This window comes from Brenneria populi (assembly GCF_036016195.1).
Lineage (GTDB): Bacteria > Pseudomonadota > Gammaproteobacteria > Enterobacterales > Enterobacteriaceae > Brenneria > Brenneria populi.
Map to the genome: position 1 here is coordinate 849,356 of NZ_JAYWTM010000001.1, position 22,701 is coordinate 872,056.

The 22,701-nt window shown below is 55.0% G+C and carries 23 protein-coding genes and 1 tRNA gene; 9 read left to right on the forward strand and 15 right to left on the reverse strand.

What is annotated here, in order from left to right:
• Positions 1-6: 6 nt before the first annotated feature.
• From ruvA to aspS, 5 genes are all read right to left on the reverse strand, one after another.
• On the reverse strand, positions 7-624 hold the full coding sequence (ruvA, locus tag VSX58_RS03845; protein ID WP_327614891.1) for a Holliday junction branch migration protein RuvA: 618 nt from the start codon (positions 622-624) through the stop codon (positions 7-9).
• A gap of 229 nt (positions 625-853) precedes the next feature.
• Positions 854-1,375 carry a crossover junction endodeoxyribonuclease RuvC gene (ruvC, locus tag VSX58_RS03850; protein WP_327614892.1) on the reverse strand — a complete coding sequence of 174 codons (522 nt, stop codon included), beginning with the start codon at positions 1,373-1,375 and terminating at the stop codon, positions 854-856.
• 63 nt (positions 1,376-1,438) lie between these two features.
• Positions 1,439-2,182 carry a YebC/PmpR family DNA-binding transcriptional regulator gene (locus VSX58_RS03855; protein WP_327614893.1) on the reverse strand — a complete coding sequence of 248 codons (744 nt, stop codon included), beginning with the start codon at positions 2,180-2,182 and terminating at the stop codon, positions 1,439-1,441.
• Between the two features lie 23 nt (positions 2,183-2,205).
• Positions 2,206-2,658 (reverse strand): dihydroneopterin triphosphate diphosphatase, encoded by a 453-nt coding sequence (gene nudB / locus VSX58_RS03860; RefSeq protein ID WP_327617062.1) that lies wholly within the window; start codon positions 2,656-2,658, stop codon positions 2,206-2,208.
• A complete protein-coding gene (aspS, locus tag VSX58_RS03865) occupies positions 2,651-4,447 on the reverse strand; it encodes an aspartate--tRNA ligase (RefSeq protein WP_327616886.1) in 1,797 nt (598 codons plus the stop codon). The genes nudB and aspS overlap by 8 nt, the downstream gene beginning before the upstream one ends.
• A gap of 266 nt (positions 4,448-4,713) precedes the next feature.
• Between aspS and VSX58_RS03870 the strand changes: the two genes are divergently transcribed.
• The 4 genes from VSX58_RS03870 to cmoB all read left to right on the forward strand — a co-directional run bounded on the left by VSX58_RS03870 (position 4,714) and on the right by cmoB (position 8,051).
• Positions 4,714-5,529 (forward strand): DUF72 domain-containing protein, encoded by an 816-nt coding sequence (locus VSX58_RS03870; protein WP_327616887.1) that lies wholly within the window; start codon positions 4,714-4,716, stop codon positions 5,527-5,529.
• A gap of 202 nt (positions 5,530-5,731) precedes the next feature.
• The gene (locus VSX58_RS03875) at positions 5,732-6,127 is read left to right on the forward strand and encodes an MAPEG family protein (protein ID WP_327616888.1); all 396 of its coding nucleotides are present in this window, start codon (positions 5,732-5,734) and stop codon (positions 6,125-6,127) included.
• A gap of 212 nt (positions 6,128-6,339) precedes the next feature.
• Entirely contained in the window at positions 6,340-7,083 is a 744-nt protein-coding gene (gene cmoA / locus VSX58_RS03880; RefSeq protein ID WP_327616889.1) for a carboxy-S-adenosyl-L-methionine synthase CmoA, read from the forward strand.
• Positions 7,080-8,051, forward strand: a complete 972-nt coding sequence (cmoB, locus tag VSX58_RS03885) for a tRNA 5-methoxyuridine(34)/uridine 5-oxyacetic acid(34) synthase CmoB (protein ID WP_327616890.1) — start codon at positions 7,080-7,082, stop codon at positions 8,049-8,051. The genes cmoA and cmoB overlap by 4 nt, the downstream gene beginning before the upstream one ends.
• 30 nt (positions 8,052-8,081) lie before the next feature.
• Here the strand turns inward: cmoB and VSX58_RS03890 are convergent, their stop codons facing one another.
• The 3 genes from VSX58_RS03890 to VSX58_RS03900 form a co-directional block, all read right to left on the reverse strand.
• Positions 8,082-8,621: a flavin reductase family protein gene (locus tag VSX58_RS03890; RefSeq protein WP_327616891.1), complete on the reverse strand. Its 540-nt coding sequence runs from the start codon at positions 8,619-8,621 to the stop codon at positions 8,082-8,084.
• A 794-nt stretch (positions 8,622-9,415) separates the two neighbouring features.
• Entirely contained in the window at positions 9,416-10,174 is a 759-nt protein-coding gene (gene cutC / locus VSX58_RS03895) for a copper homeostasis protein CutC (protein ID WP_327616892.1), read from the reverse strand.
• A gap of 264 nt (positions 10,175-10,438) precedes the next feature.
• The gene (locus tag VSX58_RS03900; RefSeq protein WP_327616893.1) at positions 10,439-10,987 is read right to left on the reverse strand and encodes a VOC family protein; all 549 of its coding nucleotides are present in this window, start codon (positions 10,985-10,987) and stop codon (positions 10,439-10,441) included.
• 776 nt (positions 10,988-11,763) lie between these two features.
• On the opposite strand from VSX58_RS03900, the gene argS reads away from it, so the two are divergent.
• Positions 11,764-13,494 (forward strand): arginine--tRNA ligase, encoded by a 1,731-nt coding sequence (gene argS, locus VSX58_RS03905; RefSeq protein WP_327616894.1) that lies wholly within the window; start codon positions 11,764-11,766, stop codon positions 13,492-13,494.
• A 104-nt stretch (positions 13,495-13,598) separates the two neighbouring features.
• Here argS and murJ read toward each other — a convergent pair whose 3' ends face one another.
• From murJ to rimJ, 4 genes are all read right to left on the reverse strand, one after another.
• The gene (gene murJ, locus VSX58_RS03910; RefSeq protein ID WP_327616895.1) at positions 13,599-15,134 is read right to left on the reverse strand and encodes a murein biosynthesis integral membrane protein MurJ; all 1,536 of its coding nucleotides are present in this window, start codon (positions 15,132-15,134) and stop codon (positions 13,599-13,601) included.
• Between the two features lie 127 nt (positions 15,135-15,261).
• On the reverse strand, positions 15,262-16,230 hold the full coding sequence (locus tag VSX58_RS03915; RefSeq protein ID WP_327616896.1) for a Gfo/Idh/MocA family protein: 969 nt from the start codon (positions 16,228-16,230) through the stop codon (positions 15,262-15,264).
• A gap of 26 nt (positions 16,231-16,256) precedes the next feature.
• Positions 16,257-16,892, reverse strand: coding sequence for a YceH family protein (locus VSX58_RS03920; RefSeq protein WP_327616897.1), 636 nt, complete (start codon positions 16,890-16,892; stop codon positions 16,257-16,259).
• Positions 16,893-16,901: 9 nt separating this feature from the next.
• The gene (gene rimJ, locus VSX58_RS03925) at positions 16,902-17,486 is read right to left on the reverse strand and encodes a ribosomal protein S5-alanine N-acetyltransferase (protein WP_327616898.1); all 585 of its coding nucleotides are present in this window, start codon (positions 17,484-17,486) and stop codon (positions 16,902-16,904) included.
• Between the two features lie 315 nt (positions 17,487-17,801).
• Here rimJ and mdtH point away from each other — a divergent pair, with 315 nt between their 5' ends.
• The 3 genes from mdtH to VSX58_RS03940 all read left to right on the forward strand — a co-directional run bounded on the left by mdtH (position 17,802) and on the right by VSX58_RS03940 (position 20,579).
• A complete protein-coding gene (mdtH, locus tag VSX58_RS03930) occupies positions 17,802-19,007 on the forward strand; it encodes a multidrug efflux MFS transporter MdtH (RefSeq protein ID WP_327616899.1) in 1,206 nt (401 codons plus the stop codon).
• 155 nt (positions 19,008-19,162) lie between these two features.
• Positions 19,163-19,810: a glutaredoxin 2 gene (gene grxB, locus VSX58_RS03935; protein WP_327616900.1), complete on the forward strand. Its 648-nt coding sequence runs from the start codon at positions 19,163-19,165 to the stop codon at positions 19,808-19,810.
• 205 nt (positions 19,811-20,015) lie between these two features.
• Entirely contained in the window at positions 20,016-20,579 is a 564-nt protein-coding gene (locus VSX58_RS03940; protein ID WP_327616901.1) for a lipoprotein, read from the forward strand.
• Positions 20,580-20,630: 51 nt separating this feature from the next.
• Here VSX58_RS03940 and VSX58_RS03945 read toward each other — a convergent pair whose 3' ends face one another.
• Both VSX58_RS03945 and VSX58_RS03950 read right to left on the reverse strand, forming a co-directional pair.
• Positions 20,631-21,197: a TorD/DmsD family molecular chaperone gene (locus VSX58_RS03945; protein ID WP_327616902.1), complete on the reverse strand. Its 567-nt coding sequence runs from the start codon at positions 21,195-21,197 to the stop codon at positions 20,631-20,633.
• A 33-nt stretch (positions 21,198-21,230) separates the two neighbouring features.
• Positions 21,231-21,968, reverse strand: a complete 738-nt coding sequence (locus VSX58_RS03950) for a phosphatase (RefSeq protein WP_327616903.1) — start codon at positions 21,966-21,968, stop codon at positions 21,231-21,233.
• A gap of 311 nt (positions 21,969-22,279) precedes the next feature.
• On the opposite strand from VSX58_RS03950, the gene VSX58_RS03955 reads away from it, so the two are divergent.
• A tRNA-Ser gene (locus tag VSX58_RS03955) sits at positions 22,280-22,369 on the forward strand.
• 53 nt (positions 22,370-22,422) lie between these two features.
• On the opposite strand, the gene rmf is transcribed toward VSX58_RS03955, so the two are convergent.
• The gene (rmf, locus tag VSX58_RS03960; protein WP_239783775.1) at positions 22,423-22,590 is read right to left on the reverse strand and encodes a ribosome modulation factor; all 168 of its coding nucleotides are present in this window, start codon (positions 22,588-22,590) and stop codon (positions 22,423-22,425) included.
• Between the last annotated feature and the right edge of the window lie 111 nt (positions 22,591-22,701).

The following is a 22,701-nucleotide window of genomic DNA, read 5'->3' on the forward strand; positions in this document are numbered from 1 at the left end:
AATACCTCACAGCGCAGCGCGCAGCGCGTCCCTGATCAGGGTTTCGCAGTCTGCGTCAGGACGAGCGACCTTGGAAATCAGCCGGCTGGCCTCCTGCGGCTTATAGCCTAAAGATACCAATGCCGCAGCCGCTTCGGCTTCAGGATCGCCGATATCGCTATCGGCGGCCGACGCCGGCGTTAACGGAACATCGCCTGTTGAATTAAATAAATCTCCGCTCAGGCCCTTAAAGCGGCCTTTCATCTCCACCATCAGCCGTTCGGCGGTTTTCTTACCCACGCCAGGCAACTTAATCAGCGCGCCGATCTCTTCCCGCTCCACCGCGCCGACGAACTGCGAGGCGGACATCCCCGAAAGAATGGCCAGCGCCAGCTTGGGGCCCACGCCGTTGACTTTAATCAGTTCGCGAAATAGCGCCCTCTCCTGCTTATCATTGAAGCCGAACAGCAGTTGCGCGTCTTCGCGCACCACGAAATGGGTGAAGATGACGGCTTCCTGAGAAAGCTCGGGAAGTTCGTAAAAGCAGGTCATCGGCATGTGGACTTCATAGCCAACGCCGTTGGCTTCTATCAGCACCTGCGGCGGCTGTTTTTCCAGAATAATGCCTCTGAGACGACCGATCACGTTCTCTTCCTTTTACGTTTATTGGCAAAGATTGAATATCGTATAGCTTATAACATAAAAAAAGCTGGATGAATATCCAGCCTGAGTTTGCTGACAACCCCGTCTGTCAGATCGAGATACACGGGGCGACCACGGGGGTGAGGCATCCCTGCGGGAACCTCCCCCCGTGTTTCCCCTCATATCTGACTTTGTCAGTAGCCCTAGTGGGATGAATATCCAGCTTCAAATTTCAGCGTAGCCGCCCTGGCGCCGGATGCCGTTTCTCAACGCCCATCCGGATAAGGCTCTGGCTGGAATGACAGTGGGTAATGGCGATCGCCAGCGCGTCCGCCGCATCGGCCTGCGGGCTGGCGGATAGCTTAAGCAGCGATCGCACCATATGCTGCACCTGCTTTTTATCCGCCGCCCCAGTGCCCACCACGGTCTGCTTTACCAGACGCGCCGCATACTCGAACACCGGCAGATCCTGATTCACCGCCGCGACGATCGCCGCGCCGCGCGCCTGCCCCAGCTTGAGCGCCGAGTCGGGGTTCTTCGCCATAAAGACCTGCTCGATGGCGAAACAATCCGGATGAAACTGGGTGATGATTTCACTCACGCCGGCATAAATCAGCTTAAGACGCGTGGGCAAATCATCAACCACCGTACGGATGCAACCGCTGCCGAGGTAGGCGATATGACGCCCCCGCTGGCGAACGATGCCATACCCCGTCACGCGCGAACCGGGGTCGATGCCGAGTATCACCGTCATCGCGACGCTCCGTCGGTTCGCCGGGCGGAAAGGCGCGGCCGTCCCATCACCATACCGCCCCGCTTACAGTAATGCGGCCACCTCATCGGAGATCTCGCCGTTGTGGTAAACCTCCTGCACGTCGTCGCAGTCTTCCAGCATATCGATCAGGCGCATCAGTTTCGGCGCGGTTTCCGCGTCCATATCCGCTTTGGTCGACGGCACCATGGAAACTTCGGCCGCTTCCGCCACCAGACCGGCCGCATCCAGCGCATCTTTTACTTCGCCAAAGGTTTCCCACGGCGTGTAGACATCGATAGCGCCGTCGTCATAGGTGACGACGTCGTCCGCGCCGGCTTCCAGCGCGGCATCCATCACCGTATCTTCATCCAGGCCCGGCGCGTAAGAGATCACGCCCTTTTTGCTGAACAGGTAGGCGACGGAGCCGTCGGTTCCCAGGTTGCCGCCGCTTTTGGTGAACGCATGGCGAACCTCGGAAACGGTGCGGTTGCGGTTGTCGCTCAGGCATTCAACCATCACGGCCGTGCCGCCGGGACCGTATCCTTCATAGATGATGGTTTCCATGTTGGCGTCGTCGTCGCCGCCCACGCCGCGGGCGATGGCGCGGTTCAGGGTATCGCGCGTCATGTTGTTGGACAGGGCTTTATCGACGGCGGCACGCAGGCGCGGGTTCGCTCCCGGGTCGCCGCCGCCCAATCTGGCGGCGGTAACCAATTCGCGGATAATTTTGGTGAAAATTTTACCGCGCTTCGCGTCCTGCGCTGCTTTACGATGCTTTGTGTTGGCCCACTTACTATGACCTGCCATAAAAATCTCCGAAAAAAGCCTGTTCAGGCCGGATAAATAACAAATTCCTCAATCGCCTGCCGGTTACTCCACGACTTGGTAAGCTGCGCCGCGCTCGGCGCATCCAGCCACTGGTAGGCGAGGTGTTCGCTAATCTCCACCTCGCGTTCCCCAGGCAACGCCAGACAGAACCAGTGCTCCGTGTTGCGCGTTATTCCCGGCGCATAGCGACGTCTTAAATGAGCGAAAAGCTCAAACTCAATACAGCGCTGACAGTCAAAGAGCGATAATGCCTCGGCGGATATATCAATATTAACCTCTTCTTTAACTTCACGCCGTGCGGCGCACGCCGCGCTCTCCCCCTCTTCCAGGCTACCGGTTACCGATTGCCAGAAGTCGGGATCGTCACGCCGTTGCAGCATCAGCACCCGCCCGGTATCGCGGGCGTAAATCACCACCAGAACCGAGACGGGCCGCTTGTATGTCATATCATTGATTCTCGAATTTACTGTCCTGTGCGGCTTTGCCTTTTCCCACCACGGCAATGGAGAGCTCATCCAGCGCGTCGGGGTTGGCGAAACTTGGCGCTTCCGTCATCAGACAGGCGGCGGCCGTCGTTTTCGGGAAGGCGATAACATCACGGATATTATCGGTTCCGGTCAACAGCATGACCAGACGATCCAGTCCGAAAGCCAGCCCGGCGTGCGGCGGCGTGCCGAATTTCAGCGCGTCCAGCAGGAAGCCGAACTTCTCGCGCTGCTCGCGCTCGTTGATGCCCAGGATGCCGAACACCGTTTGCTGCATGTCGCCGTTATGAATGCGCACCGAACCGCCGCCTACTTCATAGCCGTTCAATACCATGTCATAAGCGTTGGCGATCGCCGCTACCGGCTGCGCCGCCAGCTCGGCGGGCGTCATATCGCGCGGAGCGGTAAACGGATGGTGCATCGCCGTCAGGCCTCCCTCTCCGTCGTCTTCAAACATCGGGAAATCGATAACCCACAGCGGCCGCCAGCTATCTTCGTCGGTCAGACTCAGATCGCGCCCCAGCTTCAGGCGCAGCGCGCCCAGCGCATCCGTGACCACGCTGGCGCTGTCGGCGCCGAAGAACAGAATATCGCCGTCGACGGCGGCGGTGCGTTCCAATAACGCGGACAGTAGCGCCTCGTTAAGGAATTTCGCCACCGGACTCTGTATCCCTTCAAGCCCTTTGGCGCGCTCATTGACTTTGATATAAGCCAATCCTTTCGCGCCGTAAATTTCGATAAATTTGCCGTATTCATCAATTTGCTTACGGCTCAGTTTCGCGCCGCCCGGCACCCGAATCGCCGCGACGCGGCCTTTGGCGTCATTCGCCGGGCCGGAGAATACTTTAAATTCAATATCCTTAACCAGATCGTCCACATCAACCAGCTCCAGTGGATTACGCAGATCCGGCTTGTCCGAACCAAAACGGCGCATGGCTTCGGCGAAGGTCATGATCGGGAAATCGCCCAGCTCGACGCCGTTGATTTCCAGCCACAGCTGGCGCACCATTTTTTCCATCACCTCGCGCACCTGCGGCGCGGTCATGAATGAGGTTTCGACGTCGATCTGCGTAAATTCAGGCTGACGGTCGGCGCGCAAATCTTCATCGCGGAAGCATTTGACGATTTGGTAATAGCGGTCGAAACCGGACATCATCAGCAGCTGTTTGAATAGCTGGGGAGACTGCGGCAAGGCGTAAAATTTGCCCTTATGCACCCGGCTTGGCACCAGATAGTCACGCGCGCCCTCCGGCGTCGCTTTGGTCAGCATCGGCGTTTCAATATCCAGAAAGCCATGCGCATCCATGAACCGCCGGACAAAGCTGGTAATGCGCGCACGGGTTTTCAGGCGCTGCGCCATTTCAGGACGGCGCAGGTCCAGATAACGGTACTTAAGGCGCGCCTCTTCCGTATTGGTCTGGTTCGAATCCAGCGGCAGCGGCTCGGCGCGGTTGATGATCGTCAGCGCAGTGGCCAGGACTTCGACTTCACCGGTGGCCATATCCTTATTAATCTGATTATCCGGACGGGCGCGTACGACGCCTTTAAGCTGGATACAGAATTCGTTGCGCAGTTCGGCCGCCTGTTTCAGCACATCCTGACGATCCGGGTCAAAAAACACCTGAACCAGACCTTCGCGGTCACGCATGTCGATAAAAATCAAACCACCCAGATCGCGGCGGCGGTTAACCCAACCGCACAATGTCACTTCCTGGCCCACATGGGACAAATTCAACTGTCCGCAATATTCAGTACGCATCGCTATGTCCTTTTACTCAGCCGCGCAACTCACCCTTTTCGTCAGCCTCTGGCGGTTGAAAAAGCCGTGGTCTCTTCGCTGGGCGGCATGGTTTTTCTGGATTACTGTCCGGTGAAAAAAGGCGGCTATTATAAAGGAAATTCACCCGGACGATAAGTGTGAAGGTAACGCTCTACAGGGTGTCCGCACACTCTTTTTACTAATTTTCGTTATCGGTTAATAAAATGACCGTTAATATAAGGCCAATTTGTTACCGGAACAAAATCATGCATATCGGATTACCCCAGTGGCAACATCCCGCCTGGAGCCGTTTAGGGCTGTGCGATCTGGCCGACTATTCCCGCTACTTTAACTGCGTTGAAGGGAATACCACGTTTTACGCCTTACCCGGTCGCGAGCTGGTTATGCGCTGGCGGGGCATGACGACGGATGATTTTCGCTTCTGTTTTAAATTCCCGTCCGTCATCAGCCACCAGGCGGCCCTGCGTCACTGCGAACAGGATGTGGCCAGCTTTTTTCAGTGTCTGGAACCGCTTGCCGCGCGCATCGGACAACTCTGGCTGCAACTGCCGGCGGCCTTTGGTCCGGCGCAACTCCCCGCGCTGTGGCAATTCCTCGATGCGCTGCCCCAAGGGTTCAGCTACGGCGTGGAGGTCCGCCACCCTCGGTTTTTCGCCAAGGGCGACGATGAGCGCGCCTTGAACCAGGGGCTACGGCAGCGCGGCGTCAACCGAACGATCATGGACAGCCGGCCCGTCCATCATGCCGCGCCGGACAGCCCGGCGATGCGCGAGGCGCAGCGCAAAAAACCGCGCGTGCCGGTGCATGCGGTATTAACCGCGTCTCAGCCCATTATTCGTTTTATCGGCAGCGAAAATCTTGCGGAAAACCTGCATTGGTTTCAACCCTGGCTAACCAAACTGCCGCAGTGGACGGACAGCGCGCGGCCCTTTCTGTTTATTCATACGCCGGATATCGGCGACGCCCCCGCGCTGGCGCAACAGCTTTGGCCGCTGCTCGCCGCTGTCGTCCCCGCGCTGCCGGCGCCGCCGGACTGGCCTCAGCAGGCATCTCTGTTTTAGCCGCCGGCGATGAGCCGCGGTTAGTCGCCGCCAACGCTTAGCCATTCGGGCTCCATTAGTCTTTTTACTTATAAAAAAGATCGTCGCCGCTTTTCTTTTTAATAAGGTATTCCAATAAAAAAAGTTGGCTTTACAGGCGACAGCTTTGATGCGGAAAGCTATCATTCTGCAAGCCGTTTTCGGTTAGATCATGGAGTTAAAAATGGTAAGCGCACTCTACGTAGTGCTTGGCGCATTGTTGCTGATTAAGCTATCTATCGACGTCGTGAAACTCAGAATGCAGTACCGCGTGGCCTATGGAGACGGCGGGTTTTACGAACTGCAAACGGCCATTCGGGTACATGGCAATGCGGTGGAATATATTCCTATCGGCGCGATTTTACTGGTGCTGATGGAAATGAACGGCGCGATGGTGGCAACCATCCATCTATGCGGCATTTTGCTGATTATTGGGCGTTTATTTCACTACTACGGCCTGCGCCAGCGCGAATTCCGCTGGCGGCGCTCGGGCATGATGGCAACCTATGTCTCCCTGGTTCTGATGTCGCTGCTCAATCTCTACTACCTGCCGTGGGAAATGGTATTTACACTGAGCTAATCGCTTATATCAACTTGCCGACGCCGCCGAATCGCGCGCCCGTCCGCCTGCCGGCTGAAAGATGACGGCGATATCGCCCAAATAATGCGCGCTGTCGGACAAAGCCGACACGCCCGCAGTTTGCAGTATGTATGAAGGGCATACATGCTTTCTTACGCCATTCTGCTAGAATGCTTTCCCTCATTTATTTATCTCAGCCACTATTTTTCGCCATGCCAAACCGCGACATGCTTTTTTCCGCGCCGATCGCCAATCTGGGCGATTGGACATTCGACGAACGCGTTGCCGAAGTTTTTCCCGATATGATTCAACGATCGGTGCCCGGCTATTCCAACATCATTTCGATGATCGGCATGCTGGCGGAACGTTTTGTCCAACCGGATAGCCAGATCTACGATCTGGGCTGCTCGTTAGGCGCCGCCACGCTGTCGATGCGGCGTAATATTCGCGTTCCGGGCTGTAAAATCATCGCGGTGGATAACTCCCCGGCGATGGTCAAACGCTGCCGCAACCATATTGACGCCTTTCGCGCCGACACGCCGGTCGACATTCTAGAGGCCGATATCCTCGATGTTGAAATCGAAAACGCGTCTATGGTCGTTCTGAACTTTACGCTGCAGTTTCTCGAACCGAACCAGCGTCAGCGGCTGATCGATAGGATTTATCAGGGCTTAATACCGGGCGGCGCGCTGGTGCTGTCTGAAAAATTCAGCTTTGCCGACGCCGAAGTGGATGAGCTGTTATTCAATATGCACCACGACTTCAAGCGCGCAAACGGCTATAGCGAATTGGAGATAAGCCAGAAGCGCAGCATGCTGGAAAACGTCATGCTGACGGACTCCGTCGACACGCATAAAAATCGGTTGAAACTGGCGGGCTTTGAGCACGGCGAACTCTGGTTCCAGTGCTTCAATTTTGGTTCATTATTAGCGATCAAAACAGGGGAACAGGGATGATCGATTTCGGCAACTTTTATCAGCAAATCGCCACAGGACCGCTCAGCCACTGGCTGAATACGCTGCCCTCGCAGTTGAGCAGTTGGCAGCAGGAGTCGCTGCACGGTAAATTCAAGCTGTGGTTCAATACGCTGGAGCATCTTCCCGCCCTGACGCCCACGCACCTGGATCTCGCCGCCGGCGTCGCCGCCGCTATGGCGCCCGATATTGCCGCCGGACAGCGGGAAGGCATTGAAATGCTGCTGCGCAACCTGATGCCGTGGCGAAAAGGCCCGTTCTCCCTTTACGGCGTCGATATCAATACCGAATGGCGATCCGACTGGAAATGGCAGCGCGTGCTTCCCCACATCAGCCCGTTACGAGATCGCCTGGTTCTCGATGTCGGTTGCGGCAGCGGCTATCATCTGTGGCGCATGGTAGGCGAAGGCGCGCGGCTGGCCGTCGGCATTGATCCCATGCAGCTGTTCTTATGCCAGTTTGAAGCGGTACGTAAACTGTTGGGCGGCGATCGGCGCGCCCACGTTCTGCCCCTGGGAATAGAACAGCTGCCTGAACTGGCGGCGTTTGACAGCGTATTTTCCATGGGCGTGCTGTATCACCGCCGCTCCCCGCTCGACCACCTATGGCAATTGAAAAACCAGCTGGTGTCCGGCGGCGAGCTGGTGTTGGAAACGCTGGTCGTCGAAGGGGACGAACATCAGGTGCTGGTGCCGGGAGATCGCTATGCGCAGATGCGCAACGTCTACTTTATCCCCTCGCCCGCCGCGCTGACGCAATGGCTGGCGAAATGTGGATTTATCGACGTTCGGGTCGTGGATATTTGCGTCACCACGCCGGAGGAACAGCGCACAACCGATTGGATGCCCACCGAATCGCTGGCCGATTTTCTCGATCCGAACGACCGCGGCAAAACCATCGAGGGCTACCCCGCGCCGGTGCGCGCCGTATTGGTCGCCCGTAAACCCTGATGCCATTCCCGGCGACGCGCCGGGATTTTATCACCCTTCCGGAAGTTTGGATCGCATCATCTCTTTTCGATCAATCCGCCGGCCATCCACAATAAAGGTACCGTCGCCCACCGCGTGAATCGTTCTCTTCTCGATCCGCGCGGCGTCGTAATACGCGGCGACACCGTCCAGCACGACGATGTCGTGCTGCGCGATAATATCGACCACCCGGCACTCTATGTTGGCCAGGCTCTCCTTGATAAGGGGCGCCCGGACATGCCTGCCGCGCACCGGCGTAAGGCCGAACCGGTGAAATTTATCGGTGTTCCGCCCTGAACAGATCCCGATACCGACGACCGTATCTATCATATCGACGGTGGGAATTGAAAGAACGCACTCTCTTGATGTTCGCAGCGCGGCATAGGAGTAATTCCACGCCCCGGTGGTAATGGCGAACGACGCCGAGAACCCCAGCACCATCGTCCAACTGATGGTCATTACATTGTCTTTCTTGCCATCATGGGTCGTAACCAGGATAACCGGCCCCGCCTCTATCAGGGTGAACGCTTTTTCAATAGGAAGATCTTGCATTTCTCCTCCATACTCCACTCATGGAGCGCGTATGCTAAAAGCTAGTATTGATAATGATTCCTATTATCAATACAATATCAGCGTTGGGTATAGCCGATGACCAACATATATCTCCTAAGTGTTGACGCTAGGCTACGTCACCTTCGGGCGACTCTTTTGGAGGAACAATGGTTGGTTGCCGACAATAAAAAGCATCTACGGCGGATGATGCGTCCATGTAGCGCGCTTTTCCAACGGCTATCTGCCAGTAAACCACAACCCGCGCGCGTATCGTTTGTCGCAGGAACAGATCGATGTCTGCTACGCGCGATAGATACGCAGCCCAAGAGATAGCATAAGTATGATTTATCCGCCTTTCGTTTCCCTGTTGGTCTTTTTGTATATCCTGATAATGATCCCGGCGTTGTCGCTTATCGAGAAAGCCCTGGCATCAACCAAGATCGGGAAGATACCTTTTCTACGCAAGGCCATTACGACGATTATCATCGTCGCCTCTACTTTGCTATTTTTTGCCGTTTTATCTCAACTTAGATAAACGGCGGCGTTTTCGCCACGGCCTCGCGCCGCCGGACGCCACGAGATTTTCTCCGGGCGGTGGACATATCGCCCCACACCATAACCGGATACGGCCCATCCTGGTTCGAAACCTAACGCCTCGCTACAAAAACGACGCATCAAGATTAAAGAAAAAAAGCCCCGGCAACGCGCCGGGGCTTGGTACTCGCAAGCAGACCTGATGGCGTGCTGCGCGGCAAGGTGCTCTGGCAGGCAGACTCTCCCTCGGCCTGATATATTTATGAAACCGGCGATGTCGTACAGTCCGAGTCCAGCGCCCGCTTCATCGCGGCGACCACGTCGCCATCGACGCAGTAGTGGCTGAACTCATCAACATCGCTGTCAAAACACATGGAAACGCCGATTTTGCAATAGCGCATGGCGGATGGCGACCACTGGCCCGCGGAACTGTGTAGCTCCCGAATGCCGCTCTGCTGAAACTTATGGAGATTGGTCAGACGCACGCCGGAACCGGCCATAATGATTGGACCACGGCTGGCATGGGTTAGTTCACGTAATAACGCCAATCCGTTTTCCGCGGTCTGCTGCTGGCCGGAAGTCAGGATGCGCGAAACGCCCAAATCGGTCAGCTGTTGCAGCGCGACATAAGGGTTCAGGCACATATCGAATGCGCGATGAAAGGTCACCTCCATCCCCTGGGAGAGCGTCATCACCTCCCGCATTTTCGGCAGGTCAATATGGCCTTCCGCGTCGAGCATACCCAGAACAACGCCCGGAAAGCCCATCGCCTTTATTTGTTCAAGATCGTATTTCATCGCGGCGAACTCCGCCGCGCTATAGCAGAAGTCGCCGCCGCGCGGCCGCACCATCGGATGAACGGGAATGCCTATTTTTTCACGAGCGGTTCGCAGTAGTCCGTATGCCGGGGTTAACCCGCCATCCCGCAGACCGGAACAGAGCTCAACCCGGTCAGCCCCTGCCTGCTCGGCGGTTAGCGCGCACTCAATGCTATAGCAGCACACCTCCAGTTTTGCCATCTCCACCTCCATTAAAACAACTGAATACCGCTGGATTTCATTTCCCTTAAATTAGCCAAAGAACGTGGCATCATCCTAAATTGCGTGATCGACTAACTATGGCATTCAAGCGAGGAGAGTAAGGAGATGATGGTCACAATGAACGCGATAACAGATTGAAATAAATATGACATAAAGCACAGTTTCATTAATACGGGTTATGTGACGCAAAGACGTCAGCCTGATTAATGTTCATTAATCCGCTATCGTCAATTGCAATCGCTTTTATTTGCTATCGCTTTCGCTTATGACAATATCGCGAATATCGCATGAATGAAATTTTATCGTTATCTTACCGTTGGAGACGGCCAGCGTGGGATTAGGCAGCCGCTCTCTTTCGCCCTGCGGCGAGCTGAAGTTAATTTTTACGCCGGGAGAACGCAAGGCTTCATCCGATAAACAGGCCAGCGCCCGTTGATGCAGCGTATCAGGCATACCCGGCAATACTAATTCCACATGTTCCCATCCTTCATGGGGATAATGTTTCTTTCCCGGCCAGGGTAACTCAATACAATCAATCCGCCAGGGGCCGACGTCGATTTTCATATCTAATATAAACAGGCAGATAATCCGACCATTAATCATCTTTTCAGAAAACAGGGTTCCTCTGCTCAGCATTTGCGTCTTCCAGCGTTCGGCGGTGGCATATTGGTGACAGCGCAGCGAAATGTGATCGGCGCTAAACTGCGTCAAATCCAGCTGCAGCTGCGCCGCAAAGCTATTTAATTCTTGTTCGAAACGCGCCAAATCGAGAGCCAAATCTTCAGGTAACATACTGGTTATAAGTCCTTTACTAGTTATTTTAACTGTTAAAGAATAATCTACATGGTGATAATATCTGTATCCATATTTTTTGTTAAAAACGCTATATTTTATCCATTTTTGATTTTTAGTGCTTTTGGCGCAAAAAAAACGACATACGATTATTATGATAAATGAACGAAAAAAGATTGATTATTAAACAAATAGCCAAATTATTGATGCCATGACGCAAAAGAACGGATTCTAATAAACTTACAAAAACAGGTGGCTTGGTAAGTAAAAACCGCCGACCATGCTGCCATGATGAACAAAAATGGTATAAATAACTTTTATTATCGATTTATGCATATAGCGAAACGACGTACGATTCCCGCCTTATTTTTATTGAGAGTTATCTTAAATAAAACCCTCTCCCATTGAATGGGGGAAAGAAACAGGATAGTTTAAATTATCAAATAATACGCTTGAGTCATATACCATGATGCTATTAATCATATCAGTTTTGCTGATTATCATTGCGGCCTATGCTATTTTTCGCCACTTTAGGATCAGAAACGAACAAAAAATTGGCGCTCATCCCAGAACGAGGAAACGTTAAAAACAGTTTATCTATTGTTCTCGGGCTGTTACATAAAAACTATAAGCATTGCCAATATCTCACTGTTCCACTTTCCCATCCGCGTTTAATGTGAGCATGTCATCTTTTACCGTAACACTTCCCCCATCTGCTGACTCGTCAAGGCAAATATGGTATAAGCAGGGCTTGATTTTTTATTTAAGGTAAACCGGTGAATATACAGGCTCTTCTCTCCGAAAAAGTCAGCCAGGCATTGACCGCAGCGGGTGCTCCAATCGGTAGCGAAGCTCAGGTCCGTCAATCGGCAAAAGCACAGTTTGGTGATTATCAGGCCAACGGCGTAATGGCCGTTGCCAAAAAGCTCGGCATGCCGCCGCGTCAGCTGGCGGAAAAAGTCGTTCAGCATTTGGCATTGGACGGCATCGCCGAAAAAACAGACATCGCCGGTCCCGGCTTTATTAATATTTTTCTTGATAAACAGTGGCTGGCCAGCCAGGTAGAGAATGCATTGCGCGCGCCTAAACTGGGCGTGACGCCGGTTGAGCCGCAAACCATCGTTATCGATTACTCCGCCCCCAATGTGGCGAAAGAAATGCACGTCGGCCATTTGCGTTCCACCATTATCGGCGACGCCGCCGTACGCACGCAGGAATTTCTTGGCCATCATGTCATTCGCGCCAACCACGTCGGCGACTGGGGAACGCAGTTCGGGATGCTGATCGCCTACCTTGAAAAAGTGCAGAGCGATCGTGCCGATGATATGGTGCTGTCCGATTTTGAAGCATTCTATCGCGAAGCGAAAAAGCATTACGACGAAGATGCCGAGTTTGCTGAAAAATCCCGCGGCTATGTGGTGAAACTGCAGGGCGGCGATGAATATTGCCGCCAGATGTGGCGCAAGCTCGTCGACATCACCATGACGCAGAATCAGATTACCTATGATCGTCTTAACGTCACGCTGACGAAAGACGACGTGATGGGCGAGAGCCTCTACAACAGCATGTTGCCGGGCATTGTCGCCGATCTCAAAGCCAAAGGTCTGGCGGTAGAGAGCGAAGGCGCGACGGTGGTATTCCTTGATGAGTTTAAAAACAAGGAAGGCGACCCCATGGGCGTCATCATCCAGAAAAAAGATGGCGGCTATCTCTACACCACCACCGACATCGCCTGCGCGAAATACCGTTACGAGACGCTGCATGCCGACCGGGTGCTTTACTACATCGACTCCCGCCAGCATCAGCATCTTATGCAGGCCTGGACCATCGTGCGTAAGGCCGGCTATGTGCCGGACTCCGTCAGCCTGGAACATCATATGTTCGGCATGATGCTGGGCAAAGACGGCAAACCGTTTAAAACCCGCTCGGGCGGTACGATTAAGCTCGCCGATTTGCTGGATGAGGCTTATGAGCGCGCCAGTAAACTCATCGCTGAAAAAAATCCGCAGATGGACGGCGATGAACTGCGCGAACTGGCGAACGCGGTCTCTATCGGCGCGGTAAAATACGCCGACCTGTCGAAAAGCCGCACCACCGATTACATCTTTGACTGGGACAACATGTTGTCATTCGAGGGCAATACCGCGCCCTATATGCAATATGCCTACACTCGCGTGGCGTCGATCTTTAAACGTGCCGGCATTCAGGAAGAGAGCCTGACGCAGCCGGTTGTTTTGCACGACGACCGCGAGTTCGCCCTCGCCGCTCGCCTGCTGCAATTTGAAGAGGTCATCACCACCGTTGCGCGCGATGGCACGCCCCACGTGATGTGCGCTTACCTTTACGATCTGGCGGGTTTGTTCTCCGGCTTCTACGAGCATTGCCCGATTTTGAATGCGCAAAGCGACGAGATTCGCCAAAGCCGTCTGAAATTGGCTCTGCTAACGGCCAAGACGCTGAAACAGGGTTTGGATACGCTGGGAATCGAAACCGTAGAGAAGATGTAATCTTTTTCCCCGCCAATCCGTCATTCCCGCGGCAGCAGGCGGGAATGACGGTTTTAGGAAGGTTTATCGCAAACGCAGACGCCCGTCCCCGGGCGTTTATTATTTCAGATGCTGCGGCGCGCGAAGTCGCGCGGACGGAAGCCCAGCAGGGCCAGCATGACAAAGTAAGAGGCGGCCCCGGCCGCCACAACCGCCAGCAGCCGAACGATCCTGACGGCCATGCCGCCAGCGTCCCAGGCCGGCATCCACCACAGCATGGCGAGCAATACCAGCGACATAACCACCACGGCGATGGCGAGCTTCGCCAGAAAAGCGAACCAACCCGGCTGAGGATGAAAAATATCCTGCTTACGCAACTGCCAGAACAGCAGTCCGGCATTCAGACAGGACGCCAGGCCGATGGATAGCGCCAGCCCGGCATGCTGCAACGGCCCAATAAAGATCAGGTTCATCACTTGCGTCAGAACCAGCGTTACCATGGCGATTTTTACCGGCGTTTTAATGTCCTGGCGGGAGTAAAAGCCGGGAACCAGCACCTTCACCACGATAAGCCCCATCAGCCCCACCGAGTAGGCGATCAGCGCGCGCTGCGTCATCGCCGCATCAAAAGCGCTGAATTTTCCGTATTGGAACAGGGAAACCGTTAGCGGCTGCGCTAAAATACCCAGCGCGACCGCGCTTGGCAGCGCCAGAATGAAACACAGGCGCAATCCCCAATCCATCAGGCGGGAGTATTCCCCGTGCTCGCCGCTGGCGAAACTCTTCGCCAGAGAAGGCAGAAGAATCGTCCCCAGCGCGACGCCCAGCACGCCCGAAGGGAACTCCATCAACCGATCGGCGTAATACATCCACGACACCGCGCCTTCGCTCAGAAAAGAAGCGAAAATGGTATTGATGATCAGGGAAATTTGGCTAACCGACACCCCCAGCACCGCGGGCGCCATCAATTTCATCACCCGCCAGACGCCGGGATCGCGCCATTTGATGCGGGGAAGAACCAACATGCCGATTTTTTTCAGATGCGGCAGCTGATAACCGAGCTGGAGCACTCCGCCGACCAGTACGGCCCAGGCCAGCGCCATCACCGGCGGATGAAAATAGGGCGCGGCAAACAGCGTAAACCCAATCATGCTGACGTTTAATAGCGTCGGGGCGAACGCCGGAACGGAGAACCGGTTCCAGGTGTTAAGAACCGAGCCCACCATTGACGCCAGGGAAATCAGCAGGATATAAGGGAAAGTCACCCGCAGCAGCGCCGAGGTCAGTTCAAATCGATCGGCGGTGGCGGCAAAACCGGGCGCCGTTACCATAATCACCCAGGGCGCGGCCACCATCCCCGCGACCGTAACCAGCGCCAAAATCAGCGTCAGCATGCCGGAAACATAAGCCAGAAAGGTTCGGGTCGCCTCGTCTCCCTGCTGGCTCTTGTATTCCGCCAGGATAGGAACAAAAGCCTGAGAAAACGCGCCCTCGGCGAAAATACGGCGTAACAGGTTGGGCAGCTTAAACGCGACAAAAAACGCATCCGTTGCCATTCCCGCGCCGAAAAAGCGCGCTACGATGGCATCGCGCACAAAACCTAAAAGGCGCGAAAGCATAGTCATTGAACTGACGGCGGCCAGTGATTTAAGTAAATTCATCCGATTATATTCTGAAAGATTCGGGAGTTTAGGATGACCCTTCAGCGGTCATCCTGATTCGCGGTGCAACTAGTCTACGCATTGCGCGCGCAATAGCTACCGGGGATTGCGACGACCGCTGGATTTTTCAGCGTATTCTCAGCAGCTCTTCTATCATCCGCTGGGCCAGTAGCGCCTGGCGACCCGAGGTTTCCGCCGCTTTGCGCTGTTCCAGCGCATCGATAAAATGGTTCACCGCGCCGACGAACCCCCGCTGCTCCAGCGTGGTTTGCCAGGACGGCGCCGGATGTTTGGTGGTCATTCCCTGACTATCCTGGCGCCACTCCCGCATATCCTCGACCTGATAAAGCGCGCCGTCGGTCACGGCCTGCACCCATTCTCGCTGACTGCCGGCGCGGCGGTGCATGCTGGTGGTTATTTGACCGCTATCGGTCTGAAAATGATGCTCGGCATAGTGCAACTGCCCCTGCGCATTAGATTGCAATACGCCGCCGACCAGCCTGGCCGGCCCGTCCATCAGCCAGAGCGCCGTGTCGACCACATGCAGATAATCATCCAACAGGGTAAACCGCATCTCCTGCGGACCCACGCTATCGATACGATGCTTATCCATCCGTAGCGAGGCGGGTTGCTGTAACCGATGCTTTAACTGGAGGTATAACGGCGCAAAACGCCGGTTAAATCCCACCATCAGCACTTTTTGCCGCCGCTCCGCCAGTTCAACCAGCGCTTCGGCCTGTTCAATGGTCTCCGCCAACGGTTTATCGACGTACACATGCACGCCGGCGTTAAGCAGCGTACTGACGACGGAGAAATGCGTAGCGGTACTGCTGTGCACGAAAACGGCGTCACAGGCCGCCGCCAGCGTTTCCAGATCGGTAAAGCCCCCCATGCGATATTGCCGGCAGATGCGCCGCGTCTTCTCCTGATTGGGGGAGAAGGCGCCGATCAGCCGCCAGCGTTCGGCCTGAGTGAGTATCGGCAAATAGGCTTTTTGCGCAATCGAACCTAGCCCCACGATGCCGATTCGGGGCGTTTCGTCCTGAGAATCGGGCTGCGCTGCCCGATCGGCTTTCGTCAATGCATTCGCGGCCATTGCACCTCTCCCAATGGGGTATCCGATTACGCCAGCAGTTCCGCAAGCTGCCGCTTGAGTTCCGCGACTTCCTTCTCCAGGCGTTCCACTCTCGCCGCTAAAACGCCGCTCTCCGTTTCGCCGGCCGCATCCGATGCCGCGTCCTCGATCGGTTCCGCACTGAAAAGATGCATATAGCGGCTCTCGCGCTTGCCGGGCTCGCGGGCCAGGCGCGCCACAAACGGCCCGTCTTCGCGCTGCTGTAGCCCGGCCAGATGGGTTTCCACCTCATTAACGTCGGCGAATTCATGCAGTCGGGCCGCCCGCGTACGCAATTCGCCGGGCGTTTGCGCGCCGCGCAGCAGTAACGTCGCCACCAGGGCCACCTCCGCCGGGGAAAACTTCAGATCGCCGAATTCGGAGTTGCAAAAGCGATGCTCATATTTAACCACCCGATTGCCAAAGCCGCTGAGCGTGCGCAAGAAATGCTTTTTTACCAGCAAATCCAGGGTCTGCTGCACCTCGCTTTCGCTCAGTTCCATCACCGGTTCACGATTTGTTTTCTGATTGCAGGCCGTCGTCACGCCGTTTAACGACATGGGGTACTGCTCAGGGGTAGCGATCTGCTTTTCCAACATACAGCCAATCACTCTTGCCTCTTTGGCACTTAGCTGATATTTCATCACGATTCCTTAGCGTTGCGCTTTCCAGTCGTTATTCGTTAGCGCGGTCAAAACATGATCCTGCCATTTCCCGTCGATAAGCAGGTAGTTTTGCGCATAGCCTTCACGCTCAAAGCCCAGCCGCGCCAGTAAATTCCCGCTGCGGTGATTATGCGGCATATAGTTGGCCATAATCCGATGCATATGCTGCTGCCGCTGCATATAGCGTATCGCGGGCTGCAGCGCTTCGAACATCACTCCCTGCCCCTGCCATTTCTGGCCGAGGGAATAGCCCAAATAGCAGGCATGGAAAGCCCCGCGCAGCACATTGCTGAAATTCGCCACGCCCCACACTTCGCTTTCATTCGGGTCGAGCAGCAGAAAATAGTAAGCGCTGCCCTGTTTATGCATATCACAGATCATGCTCAGGCGCGCGTGCCAGCCGGACGGATAACAGTGGCTGATATCCCGAACGGGCTCCCAAGGCTTGAGAAAATCACGGTTCTCCGCATAGTATTCAGCCAGACGCCAGGCATCACGCTCATGAGCCAAACGCACCACCATCCGATCGGTCGTTAAACGAACTTTTGATGGCGTAGAACGATAGCCAAACATTCCTCCCCCCAGGTTGCGAGTTGCTCGATAAGCAAAATTTATCGCGATGAAAAGAGCAAGCGCTCTATGTAAGCAGAAAATATTGTTTACTGCCGATGGCGTTTACTATAACCGGATAAATTCTCTGGCGTAAAACCCCCTTCGCTGAGTTATTGCGCGATCGATTCGATAATTCTGATTTTTATCCTGAAAATGCTACTCAGATACCGTTCTTACGATAAAAAAATATTATCCATCAACGGGCTATCCCAAACGCTAAATTGAGTACAGAATAGTCAACGTTATTCTTTTCCTCTTTTTTCCTCGTGGTGAAACATGCCCCTGATGTCGCAAGCCCGGAGCTTAGGCAAATATTTTCTGCTATTGGATAATATGCTGGTGGTGCTGGGCTTCTTTGTCGTCTTCCCCCTTATCTCCATTCGCTTCGTCGATCAGCTGGGCTGGGCGGCGCTGCTGGTGGGGATTGCGCTGGGCTTGCGCCAGTTTATTCAGCAAGGGCTGGGTATCTTCTCCGGCGCGATTGCCGACCGCCTCGGCGCGAAACCGATGATTGTAACGGGAATGCTATTGCGCGCTTTGGGCTTCGTCTTTATGGCGATCGCCGATCAGCCCTGGCTGCTATGGCTCTCCTGCGGGCTTTCCGGGCTGGGCGGCACGCTGTTCGATCCGCCGCGAACCGCGCTGGTGGTCAAGCTGATCCGTCCTCAGGAGCGCGGGCGTTTTTATTCCATACTGATGATGCAGGACAGCGCCGGCGCGGTGATCGGCGCGCTTATCGGCAGTTGGCTGCTGCGGTATGACTTTGAGCTGGTCTGCTGGGTCGGCGCGGTGATTTTCGTGCTGGCGGCGGCGCAGAACTGGCGGCTGCTGCCGGCTTATCGCACCTCGACGATCAGAATCCCGATGCGCGAAGGGATGACCCGCGTCATCCGCGATCGCCGTTTTCTGACCTACGTGTTGACGCTGACCGGATATTACATGCTGTCCGTTCAGGTCCTGCTGATGCTGCCGATTATGGTTAATGAAATCGCCGGCACGCCGACGGCGATAAAATGGATGTATGCCATTGAGGCGACCCTATCGCTGTCGCTGCTTTACCCGCTCGCCCGCTGGAGCGAAAAACGCTTTCGCCTGGAACAACGCCTGATGGCCGGGCTGCTGATCATGTCCGTCAGCCTATTCCCGATAGGTTTGACAACCAGCCTGCAATCCCTACTGATGTTGATCAGCCTGTTTTACATCGGTTCGATTATCGCTGAACCCGCGCGCGAAACGCTGGGCGCCTCCCTGGCGGACCCGCGGGCGCGAGGCAGCTATATGGGATTTAGCCGCCTTGGGCTGGCGTTGGGAGGCGCCGTCGGCTATAGCGGCGGCGGCTGGCTGTTCGACGCCGGACATGCGCTGGAACAGCCGGAGCTTCCCTGGTTTATGTTAGGCGTTATCGGCCTGATGACGCTGGCCGCATTATACTGGCAATTCAATCTGCGCCGTATCGAGCCCGCCATGCTTGGCGGTCAATAACCCCGCTATTTCTCCGGCATATTTGATCTCGCCGGTATTGGCCCCCATACTTCTTTAATACATTCAATCGATTGTTACGCCGTCGTTTGATGACAGCTCCATTCACGGTCGCGCCTGCGGCCAATGTTTTTTCCGTGAATCAGAGGATAGCGAAGATGAAATTATATGTTTACGACCACTGCCCTTACTGCATAAAAGCCCGCATGATTTTCGGCCTGAAGAATATCCCTGTCGAACTGCTGATTTTAGCCAATGATGATGAAGAAACGCCCAAGAGAATGATCGGGCAAAAAATGGTGCCGATCCTGCAAAAAGATGACGGCAGCTATATGCCGGAAAGCATGGATATCGTTAATTTTATTGATAATTATGATAACAAGCCGCTATTGACCGGACCGATCAACCCGGAGATTAACGCCTGGCTGCGCAAAGTCTCCGACTACACCTCGCGGCTGGTGATTCCCCGTTTCGCCAAAGCGGCGTTTGAGGAGTTCGCCTCCGCCTCGGCCCGGCAATACTTCATCAATAAAAAGGAAGCGCAGATCGGCAGCTTTGAAGAGCATCTCAAGCACTCCGCCGGCCTGATTAAGAAACTGAATAATGACCTATCGGAACTGGACCCGCTGATCGTACAGCCCAACGCCTGTAACGGCGAACTCTCCACAGATGATATTCACCTATTCCCCATGCTGCGCTCCCTGTCGATTGTCGCCGGCGTCACGCCGCCATCACGCGTCGCCGCTTACCGCGACAATATGGCCAAGCAGACGCAGATCTCCCTACTGAGCAGCCTCGCCCAGTAAAAAACCGCCGCAGGCGATCTTCATCGCCGCGTGCAGCGGCGCGAAACGCGATTAAGAAAAGTGTCGCCGCCCTTGTTGCCCGTCGCGCAAGGGCGGCGGGTTATGCCGCACTTTCGGCGCTATCCGATTGGTGAAACGCCCCTCGCGATGCACCCTGCGTTTGTAATAGATTACATCGGTGGAAATGAGACTTGAGGCCAGGATAATGAAGAAGTTGGGATTCGCCACCGCGGCACTGCTGCTGGCTTTTTCGCTGGGCGGCTGCAACAAACTGACGCAGTACACGATCGATGAGCAGGAGGTAAACCAGTACCTGCAAAAACATAACGATTATCAAAAGCAGCTGGGCATACCCGGCGTGGTGGACGCCAATATCGTCTTAACCGGCCTGTCCAGCCAAATCGGCAGAGCGGAGCCAGGCAAAGTCACCCTGTCCGGCGATGCGAAAGTCGACATCACCTCCCTGCTCGGCAATCAGACCGCCGACCTGAAGCTGACGTTGAAGGCGCAGCCGGTATACGATAAAGAGCAAGGCGCGATTTATCTGCAAGAGATGGAGTTAGTCGATTACGCCGTTCAACCAGAGAAAATGCAGACGGTGATGAACACGCTGAGCCCTTACCTGAATCAATCGCTGAAAAGCTATTTCGCGCAAAAACCCGCCTATATCCTGAATGCGGATAACAGCGCCACGGAAGCGCTAGCGAAGAAAATGGCCAAAGGGATTGAAATTAAACCGGGAAAAATCGTTATATTGCTCACCGACTGATACGCTATTCAGGTGACGGCGAGGCCGTCACCTGCTCTTCGGCCCCGCGGCTTAGTCTGAATCCGGCAAGACCTCGGCTTCATCCAGCTCTTCGCGCATAGCGTCAAGCGCCTCGCGACAGATAATCGCCAGGGTGCGATAAAACGCCGTCGCGGCATGGCTCTCCACTTTCCCTAAAAAGCGGCCGCTCCAGGGCAGCAGATATTCGTCAAAGAGCGCGATCTGCGCCGCGGTTTCATCCTCTTGCGCCCGATCTTCGAGCCAGGATGCCGCCAGAAGCAATCCGCCGAAATGGTCGACGGCGCCCTCATTCAGCTCCATGCCTCTCTGCTGTAAAAAAGCGCGCACGTCCGGCGCGTCGGCTTCCGTATCATAGGATGAGCGCCAGGGAGAAACGGCGCACGCCTCGCCGACAAACAGCGTCTGATAATCTTCGGCGATGGCGGCAATGTCGCACCCTTTTTGCAGACGCGCCAGCAACGCATCCTGCTCCAGCGGCCAGTGCGGCTGGAGCTTGCCCTCTTGAATCAGAGCAAGCAGCGGCGCCACCACCGGATCCTGGGGCCGACGATAAAATAGCGTGCCCAGAACACGACAGACGAGAGAAAACTCATTCATGCAAAACCTGCTTACCATTTTATGGTGACAACGTCACATATCAACAAACTCAGCGATAGCGGGCCTTCCCCGCTGTTCAAGGAAATCCAGCACCCGCCGAGGACTCACGTTTAAAATGCGATCCTGCGGGAAATCGACCTCCCGCAGGATGCGTTCGCACTGAGTGAAGTCGCCCAGAGAAAACGCGATGTGGGAATCCGACCCTAAGGAGAGCAAACCGCCGGCGTCGCGCACGGCTTGCGCGACGGCCCGGCAGTTTGCCTCGCTTCCCTTACGGGAATGCGTAAGGGAGGAGTTGTTCAGCTCCAGCGCTACATTATAGCGGGCGGCGGCCTCCGCGATGGCGCGAATATCGACGGGGAATTTAGGGTTGCCGGGATGGCTGATGATATGCGTATCGCCATTGGCCATAGCCGCAATCATGGCGGCGGTATGGGTCGCTTTATCCTGGGGCGGGAATACCGGCTCATGGAAACCGGCGATAACCAAATCCATGTGATCCAACATCGGTCCGGTGCAATCAATGTCGCCGTCCACATTTTTAATATTGGCCTCAATACCGCGCAAAATCCCTATGCCATCCACCACGCGCGGCCAAACCTTCATATTCATAAAATGCCAATAGTGCGGCGCATCCGCCATATCGGGGCCATGGTCGGTAATAGCGAACAGGCGAAGACCTTTTTTCTTCGCCTCGGCGATATAGTCATGCAGGGTACTGTATGCATGGGTGCTGGCAACGGTGTGCATATGTAAATCGACGGGATACATGATTCAGCCTCTGCCCCCTGAGGTAAATAGTTGGGATGCGTTCATCTCATTCTCCTTAGTCAGCTTTTAGTCGGCAGCATAACATTTTTGCTCCTGCCGAACAGTCAGCGGGGTGCTCAATCGCCCAAGTTAATAAAAGTTACACATTGGTTTGAAGCGAAACGCGCATACTGAACGGGGAATGTGGCGAGTAAAGCGACAAATTGGTTTAACTTTAGCTAAACGCGCGCGGCAAAAGCAGAAGTTTATTGACGCTGTGCGCTAATTTCCCTACATTAGCGCCGTCCGCCGATATGACCACGGCGAACTGCGGTGAGGTGTCCGAGAGGCTGAAGGAGCACGCCTGGAAAGTGTGTATACGTGAAAACGTATCGAGGGTTCGAATCCCTCCCTCACCGCCATATAAAAAGCCTCCGCAAAAGCGGAGGCGACTCCATCATCACGACAAGGCGAGCTAAGCCGCTACAGCCTTGTCCTCCATGGCCTTGCGCCAGCCTCCCAACCAGTAAGACCGCGCATTTAAAGATTGATAGGGACAAAGCTCCCTTGGTCTGCCGGAAATGCCTGCTTGATAACCGCGTGAATGAGCCCTTTCAAGGCGATCGCGTTTCTGTCTCTTCATGCCTTATTTCCCTCATTATTAATCTGGTGGAAAAAAAAACAGTGATTACTTTCTATGCAATCACAGACTATGAATAGCCATTACGGCGCCAAAGGTCAAGGCGCAAAATTC

Bases quoted from the DNA above. Each gene is read 5' to 3' on its own strand.
- aspS (WP_327616886.1), bottom strand. From the start codon at position 4,447: ATGCGTACTGAATATTGCGGACAGTTGAATTTGTCCCATGTGGGCCAG.
- grxB (WP_327616900.1), top strand. From the start codon at position 19,163: ATGAAATTATATGTTTACGACCACTGCCCTTACTGCATAAAAGCCCGC.
- VSX58_RS03920 (WP_327616897.1), bottom strand. From the start codon at position 16,892: ATGAAATATCAGCTAAGTGCCAAAGAGGCAAGAGTGATTGGCTGTATG.
- VSX58_RS03950 (WP_327616903.1), bottom strand. From the start codon at position 21,968: ATGTATCCCGTCGATTTACATATGCACACCGTTGCCAGCACCCATGCA.
- VSX58_RS03890 (WP_327616891.1), bottom strand. From the start codon at position 8,621: ATGCAAGATCTTCCTATTGAAAAAGCGTTCACCCTGATAGAGGCGGGG.
- cutC (WP_327616892.1), bottom strand. From the start codon at position 10,174: ATGGCAAAACTGGAGGTGTGCTGCTATAGCATTGAGTGCGCGCTAACC.
- VSX58_RS03870 (WP_327616887.1), top strand. From the start codon at position 4,714: ATGCATATCGGATTACCCCAGTGGCAACATCCCGCCTGGAGCCGTTTA.
- VSX58_RS03940 (WP_327616901.1), top strand. From the start codon at position 20,016: ATGAAGAAGTTGGGATTCGCCACCGCGGCACTGCTGCTGGCTTTTTCG.
- ruvC (WP_327614892.1), bottom strand. From the start codon at position 1,375: ATGACGGTGATACTCGGCATCGACCCCGGTTCGCGCGTGACGGGGTAT.
- rimJ (WP_327616898.1), bottom strand. From the start codon at position 17,486: ATGTTTGGCTATCGTTCTACGCCATCAAAAGTTCGTTTAACGACCGAT.
- VSX58_RS03855 (WP_327614893.1), bottom strand. From the start codon at position 2,182: ATGGCAGGTCATAGTAAGTGGGCCAACACAAAGCATCGTAAAGCAGCG.
- cmoB (WP_327616890.1), top strand. From the start codon at position 7,080: ATGATCGATTTCGGCAACTTTTATCAGCAAATCGCCACAGGACCGCTC.
- rmf (WP_239783775.1), bottom strand. From the start codon at position 22,590: ATGAAGAGACAGAAACGCGATCGCCTTGAAAGGGCTCATTCACGCGGT.
- VSX58_RS03900 (WP_327616893.1), bottom strand. From the start codon at position 10,987: ATGTTACCTGAAGATTTGGCTCTCGATTTGGCGCGTTTCGAACAAGAA.
- VSX58_RS03915 (WP_327616896.1), bottom strand. From the start codon at position 16,230: ATGGCCGCGAATGCATTGACGAAAGCCGATCGGGCAGCGCAGCCCGAT.
- murJ (WP_327616895.1), bottom strand. From the start codon at position 15,134: ATGAATTTACTTAAATCACTGGCCGCCGTCAGTTCAATGACTATGCTT.
- VSX58_RS03945 (WP_327616902.1), bottom strand. From the start codon at position 21,197: ATGAATGAGTTTTCTCTCGTCTGTCGTGTTCTGGGCACGCTATTTTAT.
- mdtH (WP_327616899.1), top strand. From the start codon at position 17,802: ATGCCCCTGATGTCGCAAGCCCGGAGCTTAGGCAAATATTTTCTGCTA.
- cmoA (WP_327616889.1), top strand. From the start codon at position 6,340: ATGCCAAACCGCGACATGCTTTTTTCCGCGCCGATCGCCAATCTGGGC.
- VSX58_RS03875 (WP_327616888.1), top strand. From the start codon at position 5,732: ATGGTAAGCGCACTCTACGTAGTGCTTGGCGCATTGTTGCTGATTAAG.